The sequence below is a fragment of the Streptomyces sp. NPDC004752 genome (assembly GCF_053601275.1).
Map to the genome: position 1 here is coordinate 1 of NZ_JBSGBN010000083.1, position 19,574 is coordinate 19,574.

Annotated in this window: 18 protein-coding genes; 7 read left to right on the forward strand and 11 right to left on the reverse strand. The window is 72.0% G+C overall.

Annotation, left to right across the window (positions count from 1 at the left end):
• The 6 genes from ACWEKM_RS29535 to mce form a co-directional block, all read right to left on the reverse strand.
• A partial coding sequence (locus ACWEKM_RS29535) for an ABC transporter ATP-binding protein (RefSeq protein WP_451624305.1) occupies nt 1–1,274 on the reverse strand: 1,274 nt, incomplete at its 3' end.
• 129 nt (nt 1,275–1,403) lie between these two features.
• The gene (locus ACWEKM_RS29540) at nt 1,404–2,174 is read right to left on the reverse strand and encodes an ABC transporter permease (RefSeq protein WP_451624306.1); all 771 of its coding nucleotides are present in this window, start codon (nt 2,172–2,174) and stop codon (nt 1,404–1,406) included.
• Nucleotides 2,175–2,177: 3 nt separating this feature from the next.
• Nucleotides 2,178–3,137, reverse strand: coding sequence for an ATP-binding cassette domain-containing protein (locus ACWEKM_RS29545; protein WP_451624307.1), 960 nt, complete (start codon nt 3,135–3,137; stop codon nt 2,178–2,180).
• 93 nt (nt 3,138–3,230) lie between these two features.
• The gene (locus tag ACWEKM_RS29550) at nt 3,231–4,166 is read right to left on the reverse strand and encodes a cellulose-binding protein (RefSeq protein WP_451624308.1); all 936 of its coding nucleotides are present in this window, start codon (nt 4,164–4,166) and stop codon (nt 3,231–3,233) included.
• Between the two features lie 183 nt (nt 4,167–4,349).
• A complete protein-coding gene (scy, locus tag ACWEKM_RS29555; RefSeq protein ID WP_451624309.1) occupies nt 4,350–8,165 on the reverse strand; it encodes a polarized growth protein Scy in 3,816 nt (1,271 codons plus the stop codon).
• A gap of 213 nt (nt 8,166–8,378) precedes the next feature.
• Entirely contained in the window at nt 8,379–8,819 is a 441-nt protein-coding gene (mce, locus tag ACWEKM_RS29560; RefSeq protein ID WP_451624310.1) for a methylmalonyl-CoA epimerase, read from the reverse strand.
• Between the two features lie 159 nt (nt 8,820–8,978).
• Between mce and ACWEKM_RS29565 the strand changes: the two genes are divergently transcribed.
• Both ACWEKM_RS29565 and meaB read left to right on the forward strand, forming a co-directional pair.
• Nucleotides 8,979–10,181, forward strand: coding sequence for an acetyl-CoA C-acetyltransferase (locus tag ACWEKM_RS29565; protein WP_451624311.1), 1,203 nt, complete (start codon nt 8,979–8,981; stop codon nt 10,179–10,181).
• A 54-nt stretch (nt 10,182–10,235) separates the two neighbouring features.
• Nucleotides 10,236–11,192 carry a methylmalonyl Co-A mutase-associated GTPase MeaB gene (gene meaB / locus ACWEKM_RS29570; protein WP_451624312.1) on the forward strand — a complete coding sequence of 319 codons (957 nt, stop codon included), beginning with the start codon at nt 10,236–10,238 and terminating at the stop codon, nt 11,190–11,192.
• A gap of 650 nt (nt 11,193–11,842) precedes the next feature.
• Here meaB and ACWEKM_RS29575 read toward each other — a convergent pair.
• From ACWEKM_RS29575 to ACWEKM_RS29590, 4 genes are all read right to left on the reverse strand, one after another.
• Nucleotides 11,843–12,319: a MarR family winged helix-turn-helix transcriptional regulator gene (locus ACWEKM_RS29575; RefSeq protein WP_451624313.1), complete on the reverse strand. Its 477-nt coding sequence runs from the start codon at nt 12,317–12,319 to the stop codon at nt 11,843–11,845.
• A 92-nt stretch (nt 12,320–12,411) separates the two neighbouring features.
• Nucleotides 12,412–13,164, reverse strand: coding sequence for an AIM24 family protein (locus ACWEKM_RS29580; RefSeq protein ID WP_451624342.1), 753 nt, complete (start codon nt 13,162–13,164; stop codon nt 12,412–12,414).
• A 44-nt stretch (nt 13,165–13,208) separates the two neighbouring features.
• Nucleotides 13,209–13,859 carry an AIM24 family protein gene (locus ACWEKM_RS29585; RefSeq protein WP_451624343.1) on the reverse strand — a complete coding sequence of 217 codons (651 nt, stop codon included), beginning with the start codon at nt 13,857–13,859 and terminating at the stop codon, nt 13,209–13,211.
• Between the two features lies 1 nt (nt 13,860).
• The gene (locus ACWEKM_RS29590; RefSeq protein WP_451624344.1) at nt 13,861–14,493 is read right to left on the reverse strand and encodes an AIM24 family protein; all 633 of its coding nucleotides are present in this window, start codon (nt 14,491–14,493) and stop codon (nt 13,861–13,863) included.
• A 230-nt stretch (nt 14,494–14,723) separates the two neighbouring features.
• On the opposite strand from ACWEKM_RS29590, the gene ACWEKM_RS29595 reads away from it, so the two are divergent.
• From ACWEKM_RS29595 to ACWEKM_RS29610, 4 genes are all read left to right on the forward strand, one after another.
• On the forward strand, nt 14,724–15,068 hold the full coding sequence (locus ACWEKM_RS29595) for a DUF3817 domain-containing protein (protein ID WP_451624314.1): 345 nt from the start codon (nt 14,724–14,726) through the stop codon (nt 15,066–15,068).
• The gene (locus ACWEKM_RS29600) at nt 15,065–15,358 is read left to right on the forward strand and encodes an MTH1187 family thiamine-binding protein (RefSeq protein ID WP_451624315.1); all 294 of its coding nucleotides are present in this window, start codon (nt 15,065–15,067) and stop codon (nt 15,356–15,358) included. The genes ACWEKM_RS29595 and ACWEKM_RS29600 overlap by 4 nt, the downstream gene beginning before the upstream one ends.
• 177 nt (nt 15,359–15,535) lie before the next feature.
• A complete protein-coding gene (locus ACWEKM_RS29605) occupies nt 15,536–16,288 on the forward strand; it encodes a hypothetical protein (RefSeq protein WP_451624316.1) in 753 nt (250 codons plus the stop codon).
• Nucleotides 16,285–16,920 (forward strand): TetR/AcrR family transcriptional regulator, encoded by a 636-nt coding sequence (locus tag ACWEKM_RS29610; RefSeq protein ID WP_451624317.1) that lies wholly within the window; start codon nt 16,285–16,287, stop codon nt 16,918–16,920. Before ACWEKM_RS29605 ends, ACWEKM_RS29610 begins: the two co-directional genes overlap by 4 nt.
• Before the next feature lie 225 nt (nt 16,921–17,145).
• On the opposite strand, the gene ACWEKM_RS29615 is transcribed toward ACWEKM_RS29610, so the two are convergent.
• A complete protein-coding gene (locus tag ACWEKM_RS29615; RefSeq protein WP_451624318.1) occupies nt 17,146–18,132 on the reverse strand; it encodes a DUF5937 family protein in 987 nt (328 codons plus the stop codon).
• Nucleotides 18,133–18,320: 188 nt separating this feature from the next.
• Between ACWEKM_RS29615 and ACWEKM_RS29620 the strand changes: the two genes are divergently transcribed.
• Entirely contained in the window at nt 18,321–19,574 is a 1,254-nt protein-coding gene (locus ACWEKM_RS29620; RefSeq protein ID WP_451624319.1) for an MFS transporter, read from the forward strand.

Below are 19,574 nucleotides of genomic sequence, written 5' to 3' on the forward strand. Positions count from 1 at the left end.
GGCTGTGCGGGCGCTCCGGCCGGCTGGGGCGGTGCGCCCGCGGCGGGCTGCGCCTGGGGCGGCTGCGGGGCCGGCTGGGCGTACGGGTTGGGCTGCCCCGCGCCGGGCGCCGCCGGAGCGCCGTACGGGTTCGGTGTACCGGCCGGTGCGCCGAACGCCCCCGCGGGCGCTCCCTGTCCGCCGTAGGGTCCCGCGGGCGCACCGCCCGGCGCCTGCTGCCCCGGAGGCATCGCGAACGCCTGAGAGCCCTGCTCGGGCGGCGGCGGGGCGTACCAGCCCGGCTGGCCCTGGCCCGGCACCGGCATCGGCGGCTGCGCGCCCGGCGGCAGCGGCTGCTGCAACCCGGCCTTCTGGTCGATGGTGGAGCGGTAGTCCACGGCGCCCTGAGTCATCCGCATATACGCCTCCTCCAGCGACGCCTGATGCGGGGACAGCTCCCACAGCCGTACATCGGCCTCGTGCGCCAGATCGCTGATGCGGGGGAGCGGCAGCCCCGTCACGCGCAGCGCGCCGTCCTGCTCCGGCAGTACGTGCCCGCCCGCCTCGGTGAGCGCGGAGGTCAGCTTCTCGCGCAGTGCGGGCTCGATGTCCGCGGTCCGCACGCGCGCGAAGTCGGCGGAGTTGGCCGAGATGAAGTCCGTCACACTCATGTCGGCGAGCAGTTGTCCGCGCCCGATGACGATGAGATGGTCGGCGGTCAGCGCCATCTCGCTCATGAGGTGGCTGGAGACGAACACCGTCCGCCCCTCCGCGGCGAGCGCCTTCATCAGGTTGCGCACCCACAGGATGCCCTCGGGGTCGAGCCCGTTGACCGGCTCGTCGAACAGCAGCACCTGCGGGTCGCCGAGCAGCGCGGCCGCGATGCCGAGCCGCTGGCCCATGCCGAGCGAGAAGCCCTTCGAACGCCTCCGGGCCACGCCCTGGAGGCCGACGACACCGAGCACCTCGTCCACCCGCCGGGCCGGGATGCCGGAGAGCTGGGCCAGGCACAGCAGATGGTTGCGGGCGTGCCGGCCGCCGTGCACCGCCTTGGCGTCGAGCAGCGCGCCGACCTGGCGGGCGGCGTTCGGCAACTTGCGGTACGGGTAGCCGCCGATCGTCACCGAGCCCGCGGTGGGATTGTCCAGGCCCAGCATCATCCGCATGGTCGTCGACTTGCCCGAGCCGTTCGGCCCGAGGAAGCCGGTGACGGCTCCGGGCCGCACCTGGAAGGAAAGGTTGTGCACGGCGGTCTTGTCGCCGTAGCGCTTGGTCAGGCCGACAGCCTCGATCATGCTCCGGTCCCCATCGGAAGGTATGCCTCGAACAGTTCAGAACAGCGGGGCACACACAACCCCGTAAGGGTTAGGAGCTTATCCGGGCGCTGACGGTTCCGCCCAAGACATGGCAAAGGCCCGCCGTCACTACGCGTCCCGCCGCTTCAGCAGGACGTAACCGCCGATCACGGCCGCGAGCGCCCACAGCACCATGATGCCGAGGCCGCCCCAGGGCCCGTACGGGGTGTCGTCGTCGACCCGGGGGACCACCTGCATGATCCGGCTGCCGGCCTGGTCGGGCAGGAACTGGCCGATCCTCTTCGTCGCGTGGACGTTGCCGAGGATGTTCGAGATCAGGAAGAAGAACGGCATCAGGACGCCGAGCGACAGCATCGGCGAGCGCAGCATCGCGGCGACGCCCATCGAGAACACCGCGATGAGGGTCATATAGAGCCCGCCGCCGACGACGGCCCGCAGTACACCGGGGTCGCCGAGCTGCGTCCGGTGGGAGCCGAGCATCGCCTGCCCGAGGAAGAACGCGGCGAAGCTGGTCGCCAGGCCCACCACGAGAGCCAGCCCGGTGGCCACCGCGATCTTGCTGAACAGGAACGTGCCGCGCCGCGGGACCGCGGCCAGTGACACGCGGATCATGCCGGTGCTGTACTCGTTCGACACCACCAGCACCCCGAACACGATCATCGCGAGCTGCCCGAGGCTCATGCCCGCGAAGCTCACATAGGTCGCGTCGAACGACAGCCGGTCCTGGGCGGACATGTCGTCGAACTGGCTCCGCGACAGGGCGGAGATCAGGATGCCGAGGGCGATCGTGACGACCACGGCGAGGGACAGCGTCCACACCGTCGACGCCACGGACCGGATCTTCGTCCACTCGGACCGGATGACCTGGACGGCCGTCATGGCTCACACTCCCTTCCAGTCGGCACCCCAGTCCCGCGGGACCGGGGTGGCGTCGGAGTCGGAGTGCGCGTGGTACTCCACCGACTCCGCCGTCAGTTGCATGAACGCCTCCTCCAGGGACGCCTGCTGCGGGCTCAGCTCGTGCAGCACGACCCCGTGCCGGGCGGCCAGCTCGCCGATCCGCTCGGCCTTGCCGCCCTCCACCTCCAGCGCGCCGCCACCGGCCTGCACCACCGCGATCCCGGCCTCGTGCAGCACGTCGAGCAGCCGCTCGCGCTGCGGGGTGCGGATACGGACGTACGACCGCGAGTTCTCCCGGATGAAACCGGCCATGGAGGTGTCGGCGAGCAGCCGCCCCTGGCCGATGACGACGAGGTGCTCGGCCGTCAGCGCCATCTCGCTCATCAGATGGCTGGAGACGAACACGGTTCGGCCCTGGGCGGCCAGAGACTTCATCAGGTTCCGGATCCAGTGGATGCCCTCGGGGTCGAGCCCGTTGACCGGCTCGTCGAACATCAGGATCCGCGGGTCGCCGAGCAGCGCACCCGCGATCCCGAGCCGCTGCCCCATGCCGAGCGAGAACCCCTTGGCCTTCTTCCGGGCCACCGCCGTGAGCCCCACGGTGTCCAGCACCTCGTTCACCCGGCGGGCGGGGATCGAGTTGCTCTGCGCCAGACACAGCAGATGGTGATAGGCGTTCCGGCCACCGTGCACGGCCTTCGCGTCCAGCAGCGCCCCGATGTACGTCAACGGGTCCTTCAACTGGTCGTAGTGCTTGCCGTCGATCCGGACATCGCCCGCGGTGGGATGGTCGAGGCCGAGAATCATCCGCATCGTCGTGGACTTGCCGGCGCCGTTGGGCCCGAGGAAGCCCGTGACGATCCCCGGCTGCACGGCGAAGCTGAGGTCTTGCACCGCGACCTTGTCGCCGTACCGCTTGGTCAACCCCTCCAGCTCAATCATGCGGACACGCTAAGACGGGACGAAGCCCTCTGCCACCCGAGCGGCAGAGGGCTTCGTCAATATTCCGTCGGCGTACGCCGGGTGTTGCGGGCGTTACCGGGACTGCTGGGCCGGCACACCGCGGGAGATCGGCTCGTCCTCGGTCGGGGAGCTGGCCGCGGCCACCGCGGCGCCGGTGAGCGTGGCGAGCATCTCGCGGACGTTCGTCAGCTGGGCGTTGATGCTGTCGCGGCGGTTGGTGAGCGCCGCCAGCTCGCGCTCGGATTCCGAGCGGATGCGGTCGGCCTTGGCGTTGGCGTCGGCCACGATGTCCTCGGCCTGACGCTGGGCCGTCTCCACCGTCTGGCGGGCGCGGCGCTCGGCGTCCGTACGCAGCTTCTCGGCCTCCAGGCGCAGCTGCTCCGCGCGGTGCTCGATCTCGGCAAGGCGCTTTTCGGCCTTCTGCTGACGCGAGGCCAGGTCGCGCTCGGACTGCTCGCGGCGCTTGGCGAGGTTCGTCTCGAAGTCGGCGGCGGCCTGCGCGGCCTTCGCACGGGTCTCCTCGAAGAGCGCGTCCGCCTCCTCGCGCTTGGACTGCGCGTCCTTCTGCGCGTCGGCACGCAGCTGGGAGGCCTCACTCTTGGCCTTCTCGACGATCCGGACGCCCTCGTCCTCGGCCTTGGCCTTGCGCTCGGACGCGAACGACTCCGCGTCGTTGCGCACTTGCTGGGCCGCCGACTCGGCCAGCTCGCGGTGCTGCTCGGCCGCCCGGCGGGCCTCCTCGCGCAGATCCTTGGCCTCCTCCTCGGCGAGGCGGAGGATCTTCTCGACCCGCGCGCCGAGACCTGCGTACGACGGCTCGGCGTCGCTTACCTGTGCCTGGGCGTTCTGCGTCTCGAGGTGAAGCTCCTCGATGCGCTTTTCCAGAGCGGTGATGCGGGTGAGCGCGCTGTCACGGTCGGAGACGAGTTTGGAGATCCGTTCGTCCACCTGAGCGCGGTCGTACCCACGCCGCACAAGCTCGAAGCCGTAGGGGGAAGTGTCGCTCATGGGGTTCCTGTCGAAAGAGACCGGTGAGGTGATAGGGGGAATCCTAGGGGCCGAAGCGGTGTGTCATCGAGCGGATGCGTGTTTGAACTGGAGAATGACACCCCTTTTGAGTGGCTAACCGCCAGATGGCTTGCCAAGAACTCGGGCAAAGAGCCCACAACATACCGGAACGCTCCCGGGCCGCTAGCCTTCTGACGACTTGCCACCCGATCGGGGAGCGCCGATCGTCGCGCCCGCCCTGATCCCTGAGTCCTTGCCGGACGACGGGGCCTCGAAGGACTCCAACGCCTCCAGGACGTCCTGGACACGGGAGATCTCCGCATTGATGTCCTCGCGACGGCGCACCAGGACCTCAAGTTCGCGCCTGCCCTCCTCGACCGTGCGCCGGGCCTCGCGGATCGCCTCGGCCTTCAGCGCCTCGGCCTCCCTGACGAGGGTGGCCTTCTTCTGCTCGGCCTCCTTGAGCAGCCCCTCGGCCTTCTTCACGGCGGCGATACGGACCTTACCCGCCTCGGAGTTGGCGTCCGAGACGATCTCCTTGGCCTTCGCCTGCGCCTTGACGAGCTGCTCCTCCGAAGCCTTGATGAGCGCGTCACAGCGGTCGCCGGTCGACTTCATCGTCTCGGCGGCCTCGCGGCGGGCCCGTTCGTGCAGCTCCTCGATCTCGTTGGTCAGGCGCTCGCGCAGCTCCTCGGCGCGCTCCCGGACCGCGGTGGCGTCCCGGCGGGCGCCGATCAGCAGCTCGTCCGCGTCCGTACGGGCCTTCTCCACCAGCGAGTTGCCCTCGACCGTCGCCTCCGACAGCAGCCGATCGGCCTCCTGGCGGGCCGCGCCCACCATCGTGTCGGCCTGCCCCTCGGCCTCCGCGGTGGTCTTGTGGGCCTGCTGCTGCGCCTCCGTGAGCAGCTTGTCGGCCTCCGCCGTGGTCTCCATGATGAGGGTGTCGACCTGCTCGGCCGCCTCGGACCGCCGCTTGTTGGCGTCACTGCGGGCCCCGTCCAGCGTCCGGTCGGCCTCCTCGCGCGCGGTGGACACCCGCCGCTCGGCCTCCGCCTCCGCCTCGGCCCTGACCCGCTCGGCCTCGCTGCGGATCCGCTCGGCGTGCCGCTGCGCGGAGTTGACGGTCTCGGCGGCCTCGGCGCGCAGCCGTTCCGCTTCCCCGCTCGCGTCCGCGATCAGCTTCTCCGCCTTGGCGACGGACTCGGCCCGCACCCGCTCGGCCTCCGCGGCCGTCTCGGCGCGCAGCCGGTCGGCCTCGGCGACGGTCTCCGCCTGGAGCCGCTCGGCCTCGTTGCGCGCCTCGGTGATCAGCGTGTCCGCCTGCGTCGCGGCGTCGGACCGGATGCGGTTGGCGTCCTCGCGGGCCTCCGCACGCGTACGCGTGGCGGCCTGGTCGGCCTCGGCGAGGGTGTCCGAGGCATCGGTGCGCAGCCGCTGGGCGTGCGCCGACGCCTCCGTACGCAGCCGCTCCGCCTCGGCGATCGCCTCCGTCGTCGTCCGCTCGGCGAGCGTCCGGGCCGCCTCCGACTCCTCCTGGGCCTCGCGCCGCAGCCGGCTCGCGTCCTCGCCGGCCCGCTCCCGCTCGGCGTAGGCGTCGGCGCGCACCCGGTCCGCCTGCTCCTCGGCCTCCCGCCGGGTCCGCTCCGCCGCATGCTCGGCCGCCGAGCGCAGGCCGACGATCTCCTCCTGCGCCTGCTCGTGCAGCCCGGCCACGGAGTCCCGGACCTGCTGGGCGTGCTGCTCGGCCGCGGACACCATCTCGGTGGCGCGCCGGTCGGCCTCCTCGACCAGCCGGATCGCCTCGGCCTGCGCGTCCTCGACCCGCTTGCGGGCCGACGCCAGCAGCTCCTCGCTCTGCTCGCGGGCCCGCTCCCGCTCCTGGTCGGCCTCCTGGCGGGCGGCGCCGAGGAGTTCCTCGGCCTCGCGGCGGCGCCGGGCGGCCTCCTCCTGGGCGGCGGCCAGCGTCTCGGACGCCTCCGTGCCCAGCCGCTCGGCGGCGGCCTGTGCCTCGGCCCGGACCCGGTCGGCGGTGTCCTGCGCCTCCGTCCTGAGCCGCTCGGCCTCGGCCGCCGCCTCCGAACGCAGGCGCACGGCGACGGTCTCGCCCTCCGCGCGGGACGCGGAGGCGTCGGCGGCGGCCTCGGTGCGCAGCCGCTCCGTCTCCTCGGCGGCCTCGCGACGGATGCGGGCCGCCTCCTCGCGGGCGTCGTCCAGCGCCAGCTCGGCGGCGGCGAGCCGTTCCTCGGCCTCGGTGTGCCGCCGGGTCAGCTCCCGGGCCGCCTCCTCGCGCCGCGCCTCGACGGACCGCTCGGTCTCCGCGCGCAGCTCACGCGCAGCCTGCTCGGCGTTGGCCGTGACCGCCTCGGCACGCTCGGCGGCCTCCGCGCGGTGCCGCTCGGCCTCCTTGCGGGTCCGCTCCAGGGTCTCCTCGGCCTGGCGGCGCAGGGTCGTCGCCCGCTCGATGGCCTCCGTACGGACCTTCTCGCTGTCCGTCGTGGCCGTCTGGCGCAGCTCGTCCGCGTCCGCCTTGGCCTTGGCCAGCAGCTCCTCGGCGGACCTGGCCGCCTCCTCGATCTGCTGGACCGCCTCGCGCCGGGCCTCGGCGCGGATGCCCTCGCCCTCGGCGACCGCGTCGGACCGCAGCTGCTCAGCCTCGCCGCGCAGTCGGCGCGCCTCCTCCTGCAGCTCGACCGTCTTGGCCCGGTACTCCTTGGTGTCGTCCTTCGCCGCGCCCTTGAGCTGCTCGGCGATGTCATGCGCCTCGGCGCGCAGCCGGTCCGCCTCGGTCTCCGCCTCGGTGCGGATCCGCTCGGCCTCCTCGGCCGCCGCCTTGGTGGTGTGCTTGGCCTCCTCGGCCGCCTTGTCGAGGACGTCCTCGGCGGTCTTCGCCGCCTTCGACAGCTGGGAGGCCGCCTCCTCGGCGGTGACGGTGCGGGCCTTCTCGCCGGCCTCGGCGACGATCTTCTCGGCCTCCGCGCGGGCGTCCGCGACGATCTGCTCGGCCTCGGACCGGGTGCTCTCGGCGTTCTTCGTGGCCTCGCTGACCAGCCGCGCGACCTGCTCCTTGGCGGTGCGCGTGCGCTGCTCGTTGGTGGCCTCCGCGCCGGCCAGGGCCTTGCCTGCGGCCTCCTTCGCCTCGGCGACCAGTTTCTCCGCCTCGCCGCGCGCCTCGCGCAGCGCCGTCTCGGCGTCCGCCATGCGCTGCTCGGCGGCCCGGCTCAGCTCGCCGGCCTGCCGGCGCGCGGCGTCCGACTCCGAGGCGGTGGAGGAGCGCAGCTGCTCGGCGTGGTCGGTGGCCTCCTGGGCCTGCGTGGACGCGGCGTTCAGCAGCCGCTCGGCATCGGAGCGGGCCCGCCGCAGCAGCTGTTCCGCCTCCGCGCGGCCGGCCTCGGCCTCGGCCCGCAGCCGCTGCCGGGCCTCGGCGGTCAGCCGCTCGGCCTCGGCACGGGCGGCGGCCATGGCCTGCTCGGCCTCGCTGCGGGAGTCGTCGAGCAGCCGACGGGCCTGCGACTCGGAACGGGCGCGCAGCTGCTCCGCCCACGCCACGTTCTCATTGACGTGCGATTCGACGGTCTGCCGGCGCTCGGCCAGCTCCTGGTCCAGCTGCTGGCGGCGGGTGACCGCCTCCTGGTGCAGCTCCGCCTGGAGCCGGGCGGCCTGCTCGGCGTGCTCCTGGAGGATGCGCTGGGTCTGGGCGCGGGCCTGGCTCAGCTCCCGCTCGGCGTCCTGGCGCAGCTGGTCGGCCTGCAGCTGGGCGTTGCGCAGCAGCTGATCGGCCTGATACCCGAGGTCACCGCCGTCGTACGCCGGGCGGGACATGATGGTGCGCCGCGCCTCGTGCAGCTTGGCGCGCAGCACCTCGACCTGGTAGCCGAGGTCCTCGGCGTGCTGGATCGCCTTTTCCCGCTCGGTCTTCAGCCGCTTCATCTCGGCCTCGAACCGAGAGAGGTGGTCGACGTCAGCCGCCGGCTCTCGCTCCTGGCTCTCGTAGCCCCGCACTGCGCGGTCCCATCCGTCCCCTGGTCGCAAGTTTCTCCGAACGAGCACCGTCCGTCCGCCGAACGGGGCCCCCGGGGAATGGTGTCAGATCAACGGCGGAGCACGGGCTGCTGCCCCGATGCTCGTCCCCCGAAACACGGACCCCGGCATGCGGCCGCCGCCCGGCCTTCGGGGGCGACCGCCCCCAACCCTACCGGCCCTTATGTACGGCGGTCAGTGCTCAGGTGACTCAACAGGCGCCGAAGTGACCAGTTCTGTGAGAACGCCATGGCAGTCCTTCGGATGCAGGAAGGTGATCCGGGACCCCATGGAGCCCCGCCGGGGCTCGTCGTACAGCACGCGTACGCCCTTGTCGCGGATGTCGGCGGCGTCCCCGTCCACGTCCGCCGTACCGAAGGCGATGTGGTGGACGCCCTCGCCGTTCCGCGCCAGCCACTTCGCGACCGTGGAGTCCTCCCGGACCGGTTCCAGGAGCTGGAGGTACGAAGCGCCGCCGTCGGACGTATCGTTGATCTTGAGCATGGCCTCGCGTACGCCCTGCTCCTCGTTGATCTCGGTATGGAAGACCTCGAAGCCGTAGGTCGCCCGGTAGAACTCGACGGTCGCGTCGAGGTCGTGGCAGGCGATCCCGATGTGGTCGATTCGCGTCAGCATGGGTTCAGTGCAGCGCTCCGGAGGTGATGACGCAACGTGCGCGCGATCACACCGAAAGGCCGATGACGGTCCCGACAACCCCTCAGTACATTCGAAACATTCGAAGTTAACCCTCGTTCATTCCTCAGCTTCTGTGCAGCTGGAAGGGGATCGCACCTCATGTCAGCAACGAACAGCACGACCTCCGTGATCGTCGCGGGTGCCCGTACTCCGATGGGACGGCTGCTCGGCTCGCTCAAGTCGTTCTCGGGCGCCGACCTCGGAGGCTTCGCGATCAAGGCCGCCCTGGACCGCGCGGGGATCGGCGGCGACCAGGTGCAGTACGTGATCATGGGCCAGGTGCTCCAGGCCGGGACGGGGCAGATCCCGGCCCGGCAGGCCGCGGTCAAGGCCGGCATCCCGATGAGCGTGCCGGCGCTCACCGTCAACAAGGTGTGTCTGTCCGGGCTCGATGCGATCGCCCTCGCCGACCAGCTGATCCGCGCGGGTGAGTTCGACATCGTGGTGGCGGGCGGCCAGGAGTCCATGACCAACGCCCCCCACCTGCTCCCGAAGTCCCGCGAGGGCTACAAGTACGGCGCGGTCGAACTGCTCGACGCGATGGCGTACGACGGCCTGACCGACCCGTGGGAGAACGTCCCCATGGGCGAGTCCACCGAGCGGCACAACACACGCCTGGGCATCGGCCGGCCGGAGCAGGACGAGATCGCCGCCCTGTCCCACCAGCGCGCCGCCGCCGCCCGGAAGAACGGCGTCTTCGAGGCCGAGATCACCCCCGTGGAGATCCCGCAGCGCAAGGGTGACCCGGTCCTGTTCAGCCAGGACGAGGGCATCCGCGGCGACACCACCGTGGAGTCGCTGGCCCGGCTGCGCCCGGCGTTCACCAAGGACGGCACCATCACCGCCGGTACCGCCTCGCAGATCTCCGACGGCGCCGCGGCCGTCGTCGTGATGAGCAAGGCCAAGGCGCAGGAGCTGGGCCTGGAGTGGATCGCGGAGATCGGCGCGCACGGGAACGTCGCGGGTCCGGACAACAGCCTCCAGTCGCAGCCGTCGAACGCGATCCTGCACGCCCTGAAGAAGGAGGGCCTGGAGGTCGCCGACCTCGATCTGATCGAGATCAACGAGGCATTCGCCGCCGTCGCGGTCCAGTCAATGAAGGACCTGGGCGTATCCACCGAAAAGGTGAACGTCAACGGGGGCGCCATTGCCCTGGGCCACCCGATCGGCATGTCCGGTGCCCGGCTCGTCCTGCATCTGGCGCTGGAGCTGAAGCGGCGCGGCGGCGGGGTCGGCGCGGCCGCCCTGTGCGGGGGCGGCGGCCAGGGTGACGCGCTGATCGTGCGGGTACCGAAGGTGTGAGCCGCCCCGTACGCCGGATGGCCGCGGGTACGTCGAGCGACGAACGGAGCAGTGATGCAGGACGTCTCCTCTCTGGTGGCCGAGGCCAGGGACGGCCGGCCGCGGGCGGTGGCCCGGCTGATCTCCCTGGTGGAGGGGGCGTCCCCGCAGCTGAGGGAGGTGATGGCGGCGCTCGCGCCGCTGACCGGCGGAGCGTACGTCGTCGGCCTCACCGGTTCCCCGGGCGTCGGCAAGTCGACGTCGACCTCGGCGCTGGTGACGGCGTACCGCAAGCAGGGCCGACGGGTCGGCGTCCTGGCCGTCGACCCCTCCTCGCCTTTCTCCGGCGGGGCGCTGCTCGGCGATCGGGTGCGGATGTCTGAACACGCCTCCGATCCCGGCGTCTACATCCGCTCCATGGCCACCCGCGGGCACCTGGGCGGACTCGCCTGGGCCGCCCCGCAGGCGATCCGGGTGCTGGACGCGGCGGGCTGCGACGTGGTCCTCGTGGAGACCGTCGGCGTCGGCCAGTCGGAGGTGGAGATCGCCTCCCAGGCCGACACGTCCGTCGTCCTGCTGGCCCCGGGGATGGGCGACGGCATCCAGGCGGCCAAGGCGGGCATCCTGGAGATCGGCGACGTGTACGTCGTCAACAAGGCCGACCGTGACGGCGCGGACGCCACGGCCCGCGAACTGAACCACATGCTCGGCCTGGGCGAGGCGCGCGGCCCCGGCGACTGGCGCCCGCCCATCGTGAAGACGGTCGCCTCCCGCGCGGAGGGCGTCGAGGAGGTCGTGGAGGCGCTGGAGAAGCACCGCGCGTGGATGGAGGAGCGAGGGGTGCTGGCGGAGCGCCGACTGGCCCGCGCCGCCCACGAGGTGGAGACGATCGCCGTCACGGCCCTGCGTGAACGCATCGGCGACCTGCACGGCGACCGCCACCTGAGCGCCCTCGCGGAACGGATCGTCGCCGGCGAGCTGGACCCCTACCGCGCCGCGGACGAACTGGTGGCGGGCCTCACCCAGAGCTGACCCTCCACCGCCCCGCAACGGCGGGTCCCGAGCGCCGCCGGGGCCACGCGCTGCGCGCCCCTGCGCGGGGTCGTGCGTCTCGCCTCGCGCCGAGGCGTCCCGCCCCGTGTCCGGCGGCCGGCGCCCTTCGCGGTGTCCTGCGTCCCGCGTTCTGCGTCCCGCGCCGCAACGGCCAGCCTTGAGCGTGGCCGGGGCCACGCGCTGCGCGGCCCTGCGCGGGGTCGTGCGTCCCGCCCCGCGTCCCGCGGCCCCGCCCCGCGCCCCGCCCCTGCCGTCCGGCGCCCGGGCGACGGGGGTGCGTGTCGTCACCGGCGGCTGTGCGGCGCCGGGCGTGGTGGTCAGGGGCGGGGGGCTTGCGCTGGGCGCCGTGGGGGTGCTCCTGGTGGCACTGGTGACGGACCGTTCGTACGGCGTGGCCCCGGCGCCCCGGATGCCGGCCGCGCGCTCGGCGGACAGCGCGCTCGGTGTGCTGCCGAACCGCGGGGCGGGGCCCCGGGCGAACACCGCCGTGAATCACGGGAGTTCGAGCGGCGCTGCGTGCGCCGGGCTGCTTGTCGGCTACCGGCCGGCCCGGCGGTTCGTTGTCGCTCGGCTTGTGGCTCCTGTCGCTGCCGCAACCCATCGCCCACCGACCGGTGGCCGGGGGTTGATCAGAGGCGGCCGCGCTGGCCCCGCAGATGTTCGGCGATCGGCTTCAGGCCCTTCTCCAGCTCCACCAGGGCCCCCGGCGCGAGCAGATCGATGAAGTGCCTGCGCACGGACGCCACATGATGCGGCGCGACCTTCTGCACCGTCTCCAGGCCGTGCTCGGTCAGCACCGCGTACAGCCCCCGGCGGTCGGACTCGCAGTTCTCGCGCCGCACCAGATCGGCGTTCTCCATGCGCGTGATCTGGTGCGAGAGGCGGCTCTTGGACTGGAGGGTGGCGGACGCGAGGTCGCTCATCCGCATTCGTACGTCCTCGGACTCGGACAGATTCACCAGGATCTCGTAATCGTTCATCGTCAGGCCGAACGGCTGCAGATCCTTTTCCAGCTGATACGTCAACAGCCTGTTGACCTCCAAGTGGGTGCGCCAGGCGCACTGCTCCGCATCGGTCAGCCAGGGTGTGGCCGTCTCGGTCTCCATGAATGAAGTCTACCTAATAAGTTGAAAGGTGAACTAATGAGGGGGTTGTGACCGTGTGCACGCGTTCGACGTCACACTCCGCAGACTACCGCTCACAGCCCGAAGCGACGTTGGAGGTCTCCCAGCTGTCCGGGAAGACGCGGTCCGTCCTGGCCGGGTCCCTGGCGGCCGGACACCCCGCCGCCGGGCACACCGGGCTCGTGCGGAACGGCCCCCGTGTCCTGCTCCGCCATCAGCTTCTCGGTCGACTGGAGCAGCACCGTACCGGCCCCCACGAACTCGAACTGATGCTCCTCCCCGGAGGCCCCGCCGAGCCCCGTCATCGCACGTAGACCGCCCAGGACGCCGGTCAGATACCCATGGTCGTAGTGATGGCACGGGGAGGGGCAGTCCGCCCACCCGACCAGCGCCTGCGGGTCCACCCGGATCGGCGGCTCCATGAATACCACCGGTCCGTTGGACGCGGCCACGAACTTTCCGGTTCCGATGAGCGTCAGAAAACCCGGCACGATGGACTGTTTGAGCGCAAGACTTGGCTGAAATGCGAGCAGGTTGCCCGAGCGAACGGTCAGATTGCCGTCGTCCAGGTCGTACGAGTTGACGTCGAAGGCCCGGTCGGCGAGGAGCATCTTGCCCGAGCCCTCCGCCACCACCCAGTCGCTCGCGTGCAGAGGCGAATGGAACGACGTGTGGATGAGCCGGTCCAGCCGGCCGTGCCCGATCCCGTTGAACTCGATCGCCCCGTAGTAGGCGATCATCTTCCCCTTCTGCAGGAACCACTGCCCGTTCATCAGCTCCACGCAGAAGGTGTAGCTGTTGACGTTGTCGTCGGCGGGCAGCGTCATCGGGTCGTACACCACGGGCCCGGAGCCCGCACCTGCGTACCTGCTCACAGCTTCTCCTCCGATGCCTGGACGTACACCGTGCCGCTCCCGCTCAGCTCCAGCTGGAACGCCTCGCCGGAACCGCGACCCACCATGTCGCGCCAGCCGAGCGCGGTGGACAGCTTGTTGCGGACGTCACCGTGGTGGGCGACATACGCCTGAGGGTCGACATGGACGGAACGCTGCGGTGTGATCGGCAGCTCGAACACCCCGCCGTGCGCCATCACGGCGACGGCCCCGTGGCCCTTGAGCGTGGTGGTGAACAGCCCCTGCCCGGTGACCTGTCCGCGCACCATCCCCATGATCCCGCCCTGCGAGCCCATGAACATCGTCCCCTGCTGGAGTGTGCCCTCGAAGGCGAGGAGCCGGTCCGCCTCCACGTAGAGGGTGTCGCCGGAGAGGTTGATCACCTGCACATGGTGGCCGCCGTGCCCGAAGAAGACGGTGCCGCTGCCCTCGACGGTCATCAGCGGGGTGGCCTCACCGGTGACCCGGCGGCCGAGCATCGACATCAGGCCACCCTGCCCGCCCTGGATGTTGGGGGTGAAGGAGACATCGCCCCGGTAGGCGAGCATGGCACCGCGCTGGCTGAACAGCCGCGCGCCGGGGACCACGGTGGCCTCCACCATTTTCGAATTGACCTCCCGCAGCCCCATCTCACACATCTCCCGCGATGGTGTTCCGCTCGCTCGGTTGCACGTACACCAGCCCGTCGCCCTCGAACCGGATCTGGAACGCCTCGCCCCCGCCCTCGCCGAGGAAGGTGCGGAAGGTCACACCCGCCTGGAAGGACTGGCGTACCTGGCCCTGGTGGGCGATGTAGGCGCCGGGGTCGACGGTCAGCGGGTACTGCGGGCTGACCCGCAGCACCACGGCCGGCCCGTCCGACATGATCGCGGCCTGCCCGCGGCCCTCGACGGTGGTCGTGAACAGCCCGTTGCCCTGAGAGGCGCCGCGCAGCCCGGTGAACGTCGTCCCGGTGCGCAGCCCGGCGTCGGTCGCGAGCAGATTGCTCGACTCCACGTACAGCTTGTCCCCCTGGAGATCGACGAGGTTGATTTCCGAGGCGCGGTCCGCGAACCAGCACGTGCCGTGCCCCTTCACCTCCATCACGGTCATCTGCTCACCGGTGAGCCGACGGGTCACCATGCCGCGCAGCCCCTCACCGCCACCGGTCAGCTTCTTGAAGCTCATCTGCCCGTCGTACGCGACCATCGAGCCGTTCTTCGCCTTCACGGCGTCCCCGGTCACGTCGACGGCGAGCACCCTGCTGCCTTGAAGTCGAAACATCGCCACCCCGAGACGGTAGCGGGCCCGCGGGAACGAGGGGAGGGGGTCCTCCCGTTCCCGCATGGGGCCTCCCCCCGTTCCCGCCCAGGGGTCCTCCCGTTCCTGTCGGGGGGTCCTCCCGGGCGGCCTTTTGCGGTTTGCCACAATGGGCGAAAGTTTGTGCTCGCGTTCACAAACCGGGGCCAGACGAATCGCCGACCCACTCCCACCGATCCCACCGAAGGTGACCCGTGGACATCAAGACCGCCACCGCCCTCCGCCGCCTGCGCCTGGTCTCCGCCCCGGAGGCCGTGTCCTTCCTCATCCTGCTCGTCTGCTCCGTACTGAAGCGGACCACGGACTTCAACGCGGTACCCGTGATGGGCGCGGTCCACGGTCTCCTGTTCATCCTGTACCTGATCTTCTGGGCCGATGCCTGGAACCGCGCCAAGTGGGGCCCGAAGACCGCGGCCCTCTACTTCGTCCTCTCGGTCCTGCCCACCGGCGGCTTCTTCGCCGAGCGCAAGCTGCGCCGGGAGGCCGAGGACGCGGTCATCGCCGCCCGTGCCCGCAAGGAAGGGGTCGTCAACGCATGATCGTCGCCTTCTCCGTGACGCCCCTGGGCGTCGGCGAGGACGTGGGGGAGTACGTCGCCGACGCCGTCCGTGTGGTGCGCGCGTCGGGACTGCCCCACCGCACCGACGCCATGTTCACCTCCGTCGAGGGGGAGTGGGACGAGGTCATGGCCGTCGTGAAGCGCGCCGTCGCCGCCGTGGAGGAGCGCGCCCCGCGCGTCTCCCTGGTGCTCAAGGCCGACATCCGGCCCGGTGTCACCGACGGCCTGACCTCCAAGGTCGAGACGGTCGAACGTCACCTGGCCGGGTAAACCCCCGGCGGACCGCCCACCGCGCGAAACCCCGGCCTCCTTCAGGGCCGGGGTTTTCCCATGTCCCGCCGTACGCCCGCCTGTTCGGGGTTTGAGCGATCGCTCAAACGGGTGTACGTTTCCTGCCGGGCTGTTGAGCGATCGCTCACACCGATGGCCGGCTTGGGGGTATGCACCGTGGGGCTGTACGTGGAGGCACGCGTGCGTGCCGATCTCGACGTGCTCTGGGAGCGGACGCAGGACCCCGCCCTGCGTCCGCGCTGGGACCTGCGGTTCACCGAGATCACCCGCCTCCCGGGCGCGGAGGGCGAGCCATGGCGATTCCGGTACGCCACCCGCGTGCTGCCCTTCCTCAGAGTCCGCGGCACCGGGATCTCGGCCGGTGAGAAGGAACGCCCCGACGGCACCCGCACCTCCGCCCTGCGCTTCGCGTGCCCGCACCCGCTCTCCCCGATCGCAGGGGGCGGCGGCTACATCCGCTACGTCCCCGACGGCGACGGCGTCCGCTTTCTCACCGGCTACGACTACCGCCCCCGCGGCGGCGCCCTCGGCGTGCTCGCCGACCGGCTGCTGCTGCGCCCGCTGCTGCGCTGGGCGACCGCATGGTCCGTCGACCGGCTGCGGCTGTGGCTGGAGCGCGGCATCACCCCGGAGCGTGCGCTGCTGAACTGGCTGGCCGAGCTGCTGGTCCGGGTCCTCGTGCTCACCGTCGGCTGCGTCGGCCTCGGCCTCGGCTCCGGCGTCCCGCTCTTCGGCTCGCTCGCCCCCGCCGCGGCGTACCTGTGCCCGCTGGTCCTCCTTGTCGCCATGGCCCTCGCGCTGTTCAAGGCGCCGCTGTCCGGCACCCCGGCCGCCCGGCGCTGCCGACGTACCGCACCCGCACGCGCGCGTGCCCCCCGCCTCCTGTGCTCCCTGGCGAACCCGTCATGACCACGGAGACGACGAAGACCAAGCTGCTTCAGGGCGCGCTGCGCACGCTCACCGAGCAGGGCATCGCAAGGACATCGGCCCGTACGGTCGCGGCGGCGGCCGGGGTCAACCAGGCGCTCGTCTTCTACCACTTCGGCTCGGTGGACGAACTCCTCGCCGCCGCCTGCCGCTACGGCGCCGAACAAGCGGTGTCCCGGTACCGGGCCCGCCTCGCCTCTGTCACCTCCCTCACCGAACTGCTGGCCGTCGGCCGCGAGATCCATGAACAGGAGCGGGCCGACGGGCAGGTCGCACTGCTCGGCCAGCTGCTGGCCGGCGCCCAGACCCACGCGTCCCTCGGCCCGGCCACGGCGGCCGGCCTGGACCTGTGGATCACCGAGATCGAGCGGGTCCTCACCCGGGTCCTCGCGGCCACCCCGTTCGCCGAGTTCACCGACCCGGCGGGGCTGGCCCGGGCGATCGCCGCCGCCTTCGTCGGAATCGAGCTGTACGAGGGCGTGGACGAGCGGGGCGCCCAGGCGGCCCTGGACGCCTTGGAACAGCTCGGCGCCCTGGTGGCCGCCCTGGACGAACTCGGCCCGGTCGCCCAGCACGCGGTCCGCCACCATCTGCGCCGCACGGGCCGTAGTTGACTCGGGCGTCGGGGCCTGTTCCGGTTCGTTGGACGGGGGTGCGGTGTCGAGGGGTGTGTTCGTAGGGCAGTTGGTGGCTGTCGTGGTGCGTGGTCAGGAGCTCGCTGTCGTGGAGCACGGTCAGGTGCGGGGGGACAGAGGCCGGTGCGGGCCTGTGACCGGGGGTCGGCCGGTGGTCCGGTGTCGTCTGCGCCGCGCGGGCCATCGCGGCCCGGGCGGCGGGGCTTATTCCGGTTCGCCGGACGTGAGGGCGATGCCGAGGGGTGTCCGTTCGTACTGGACCTCGTGGCCGTAGCGGCGCGTGGTCAGCAGTCCGGCGTCGCGCAGCACCGTCAGATGCGCGGACACCGAGGACGGTGCGAGCCCGAGGCGGCGGGCCAGCGCCGTCGTGGTCGCCGGCTCGTCGAGCGCGCCGAGCACGGCCGCGCGGCCCCGGCCCAGCAGCCGCGCCAACCGGTCCGGGGCGGGGCCGGTGGGCTCGGACCACAGGCCGCCGATGCCGCGGGCCGGGTAGACCACGGCGGGCTGCCAGGGCGGGTCGAACGAGCTGATCACGTCCGGCCAGACGAACACGCTCGGCATCAGCACCAGGCCCTGCCCGCCCAGCCGACGCTCGTACCGACCGGGCGACGCCACGGTCAGCGTGCCGCCCTGCCAACTGCACCGGTCGCTGATCTCCGGCAGCAGCCCGCCCAGACCGACCTGGGCGAACCGCCGGGAGTGGAAGGCGATGTCCGCCTCCAGCAGCGTGCGCAGCCGCGGCCAGTGCGGTGCGAGGAGCACCTGCCAGGCATCCTCCAGGAGGCCCGCCAGTTCGCGGACCATCCGCTCCGGGTCGGCCAGCCAGGCCCGGCCGTACGGCGACCGCAGCGCTCCCGGGGTCTCCGCGAGCGATCGGGCGGTGTCCTCGCGCGCCGCCGCCGGATCGGCCGCGCGTACGGCCGCGATCTCCTCCTCGAAGGTGGCCGCCGGGCCGATCGGGGGCGGGCCGAGCCAGTCGGGCGAGTGGCCGCGGCGCGGCATCAGCAGCCACAGCGGGGCCAGGTCGAGGCCCGCCGCGCCGGTGCGGATACGGCGCAGCCAGGGCGCGTGGTAGCCGTGCCGGTCCGCCAGCTTGAGCGTGCGCACCGCCTGGTGCGTCTCCCACAGCGGGGACACGGCGAAGCGGCAGCGCAGGAAGTCGATCTCCTCGAAGTGCAGCAGCGACGGCATGACGGTCCTCCCGGGCGCGACGGCGTGCGGCCGAGGGTGCCCCGACCGGATGCGGCGCAGCGGATCAGGCGCACCGATGAGGCGCACCGGATCAGATGCACCGATGAGGCGCAGCGGATCAGGCGCACCGGATTCGGCGCACACCGAATCTTTACGCCCACAGCACGCGCGCGTGCACGCTGCCGTGCGTGACATCAGAACAGCAGGTGCCGGCACCGCCGGCCACCGGGTACGCCCGGGTCTTCGCCGTGCCCGAGTTCCGGGCCGTCTTCGCCGCCCACACGCTGTCCATGCTCGGCGTGATCGTCAGCGAGATCGCGCTGTCCGTACTCGTCTACGACCTCACCGGCTCACCCCTGCTGAGCGCGCTGACGTTCGCGCTCGGCTTCCTGCCGTACGTGCTCGGCGGCACCCTGCTCGCCGGGGTCGCCGACCGCTTCCCGGCCCGCCGGGTGCTGGTGGTCTGCGACCTGGTGTGCGCCGGGTGCGTCGCGCTCATGGTGGTGCCCGGGACCGGCATCGGCGCTCTGCTCGCGCTGCGCTGCGGCGTCGCCGTCGTCGCGCCGGTGTTCTCCGGGACCCGCATGGCGACCCTCGCCGATGTCCTCGGCGGCGGCGAGCTGTTCGTACTCGGCCGCTCGCTGCTGCGGATCGTGGCGCAGAGCGCCCTGCTCGTCGGGTTCGGGCTCGGCGGACTGCTGCTCGCCGTGGTGTCGCCGCGGCACGCGCTGCTGATCACCGTGGCCACCTTTCTGGGCTCGGCCGCGCTGCTGCGTCTCGGTACCCGCAGACGGCCGGCCCGGGCCCGGGACACCGGCGCTCCGCTCGGTGACTCCCTCGGCGGCGCCCGGCGGCTCCTCGCCGACCGGCGGATACGCCTCCTGCTGCTCCTGTTCTGGGTGCCCGCGATGTTCTCAGTCACCCCGGAGGCGCTGGCCGCCCCGTACGCCGACGCGCTCGGCGTCGGATCCGCCGGACTCGGCCTGCTGATGTGCGCCCTGCCGGTCGGCACGGTCCTCGGCGAGCTGTACGCGGGCGCGCGGCTCGGCCCGGCCGCCCGGGAACGGATCGCGCTGCCGCTGGTCTGTCTCATGCCGCTGCCCTACCTCGGCTACGTCCTGCGCCCCGGGCTCGTGGTCTCGCTGCTGCTCCTGCTGGTCGCGGGCGCCGGATCCGGGTACACGCTCGGCCTCGACCAGCGGTTCGTCCGGGCGGTGCCCGATGAGCTGCGCGGGCTGGCCATGACCGTACTGAGCGCGGGGCTGATGACCGTCCAGGGCGTGGGCATGGCGCTGGCGGGCGTGGCGGCCGAGGCGTTCGGGGTGCGGGCGACCGTCGCGGGAGCCGGTGCGCTGGGGGCGGTGTGCTGCTGCGCGCTGGCCGCGGCGTACCGGGCGACCGAAAGCCGGGACGGGGCTGACCCGCATATGACCGGCCGGTAA

Bases quoted from the DNA above. Each gene is read 5' to 3' on its own strand.
- ACWEKM_RS29540 (WP_451624306.1), bottom strand. From the start codon at position 2,174: ATGACGGCCGTCCAGGTCATCCGGTCCGAGTGGACGAAGATCCGGTCC.
- ACWEKM_RS29545 (WP_451624307.1), bottom strand. From the start codon at position 3,137: ATGATTGAGCTGGAGGGGTTGACCAAGCGGTACGGCGACAAGGTCGCG.
- ACWEKM_RS29550 (WP_451624308.1), bottom strand. From the start codon at position 4,166: ATGAGCGACACTTCCCCCTACGGCTTCGAGCTTGTGCGGCGTGGGTAC.
- mce (WP_451624310.1), bottom strand. From the start codon at position 8,819: ATGCTGACGCGAATCGACCACATCGGGATCGCCTGCCACGACCTCGAC.
- ACWEKM_RS29565 (WP_451624311.1), top strand. From the start codon at position 8,979: ATGTCAGCAACGAACAGCACGACCTCCGTGATCGTCGCGGGTGCCCGT.
- meaB (WP_451624312.1), top strand. From the start codon at position 10,236: ATGCAGGACGTCTCCTCTCTGGTGGCCGAGGCCAGGGACGGCCGGCCG.
- ACWEKM_RS29575 (WP_451624313.1), bottom strand. From the start codon at position 12,319: ATGGAGACCGAGACGGCCACACCCTGGCTGACCGATGCGGAGCAGTGC.
- ACWEKM_RS29580 (WP_451624342.1), bottom strand. From the start codon at position 13,164: ATGACGCTGCCCGCCGACGACAACGTCAACAGCTACACCTTCTGCGTG.
- ACWEKM_RS29585 (WP_451624343.1), bottom strand. From the start codon at position 13,859: ATGGGGCTGCGGGAGGTCAATTCGAAAATGGTGGAGGCCACCGTGGTC.
- ACWEKM_RS29590 (WP_451624344.1), bottom strand. From the start codon at position 14,493: ATGTTTCGACTTCAAGGCAGCAGGGTGCTCGCCGTCGACGTGACCGGG.
- ACWEKM_RS29600 (WP_451624315.1), top strand. From the start codon at position 15,065: ATGATCGTCGCCTTCTCCGTGACGCCCCTGGGCGTCGGCGAGGACGTG.
- ACWEKM_RS29610 (WP_451624317.1), top strand. From the start codon at position 16,285: ATGACCACGGAGACGACGAAGACCAAGCTGCTTCAGGGCGCGCTGCGC.
- ACWEKM_RS29615 (WP_451624318.1), bottom strand. From the start codon at position 18,132: ATGCCGTCGCTGCTGCACTTCGAGGAGATCGACTTCCTGCGCTGCCGC.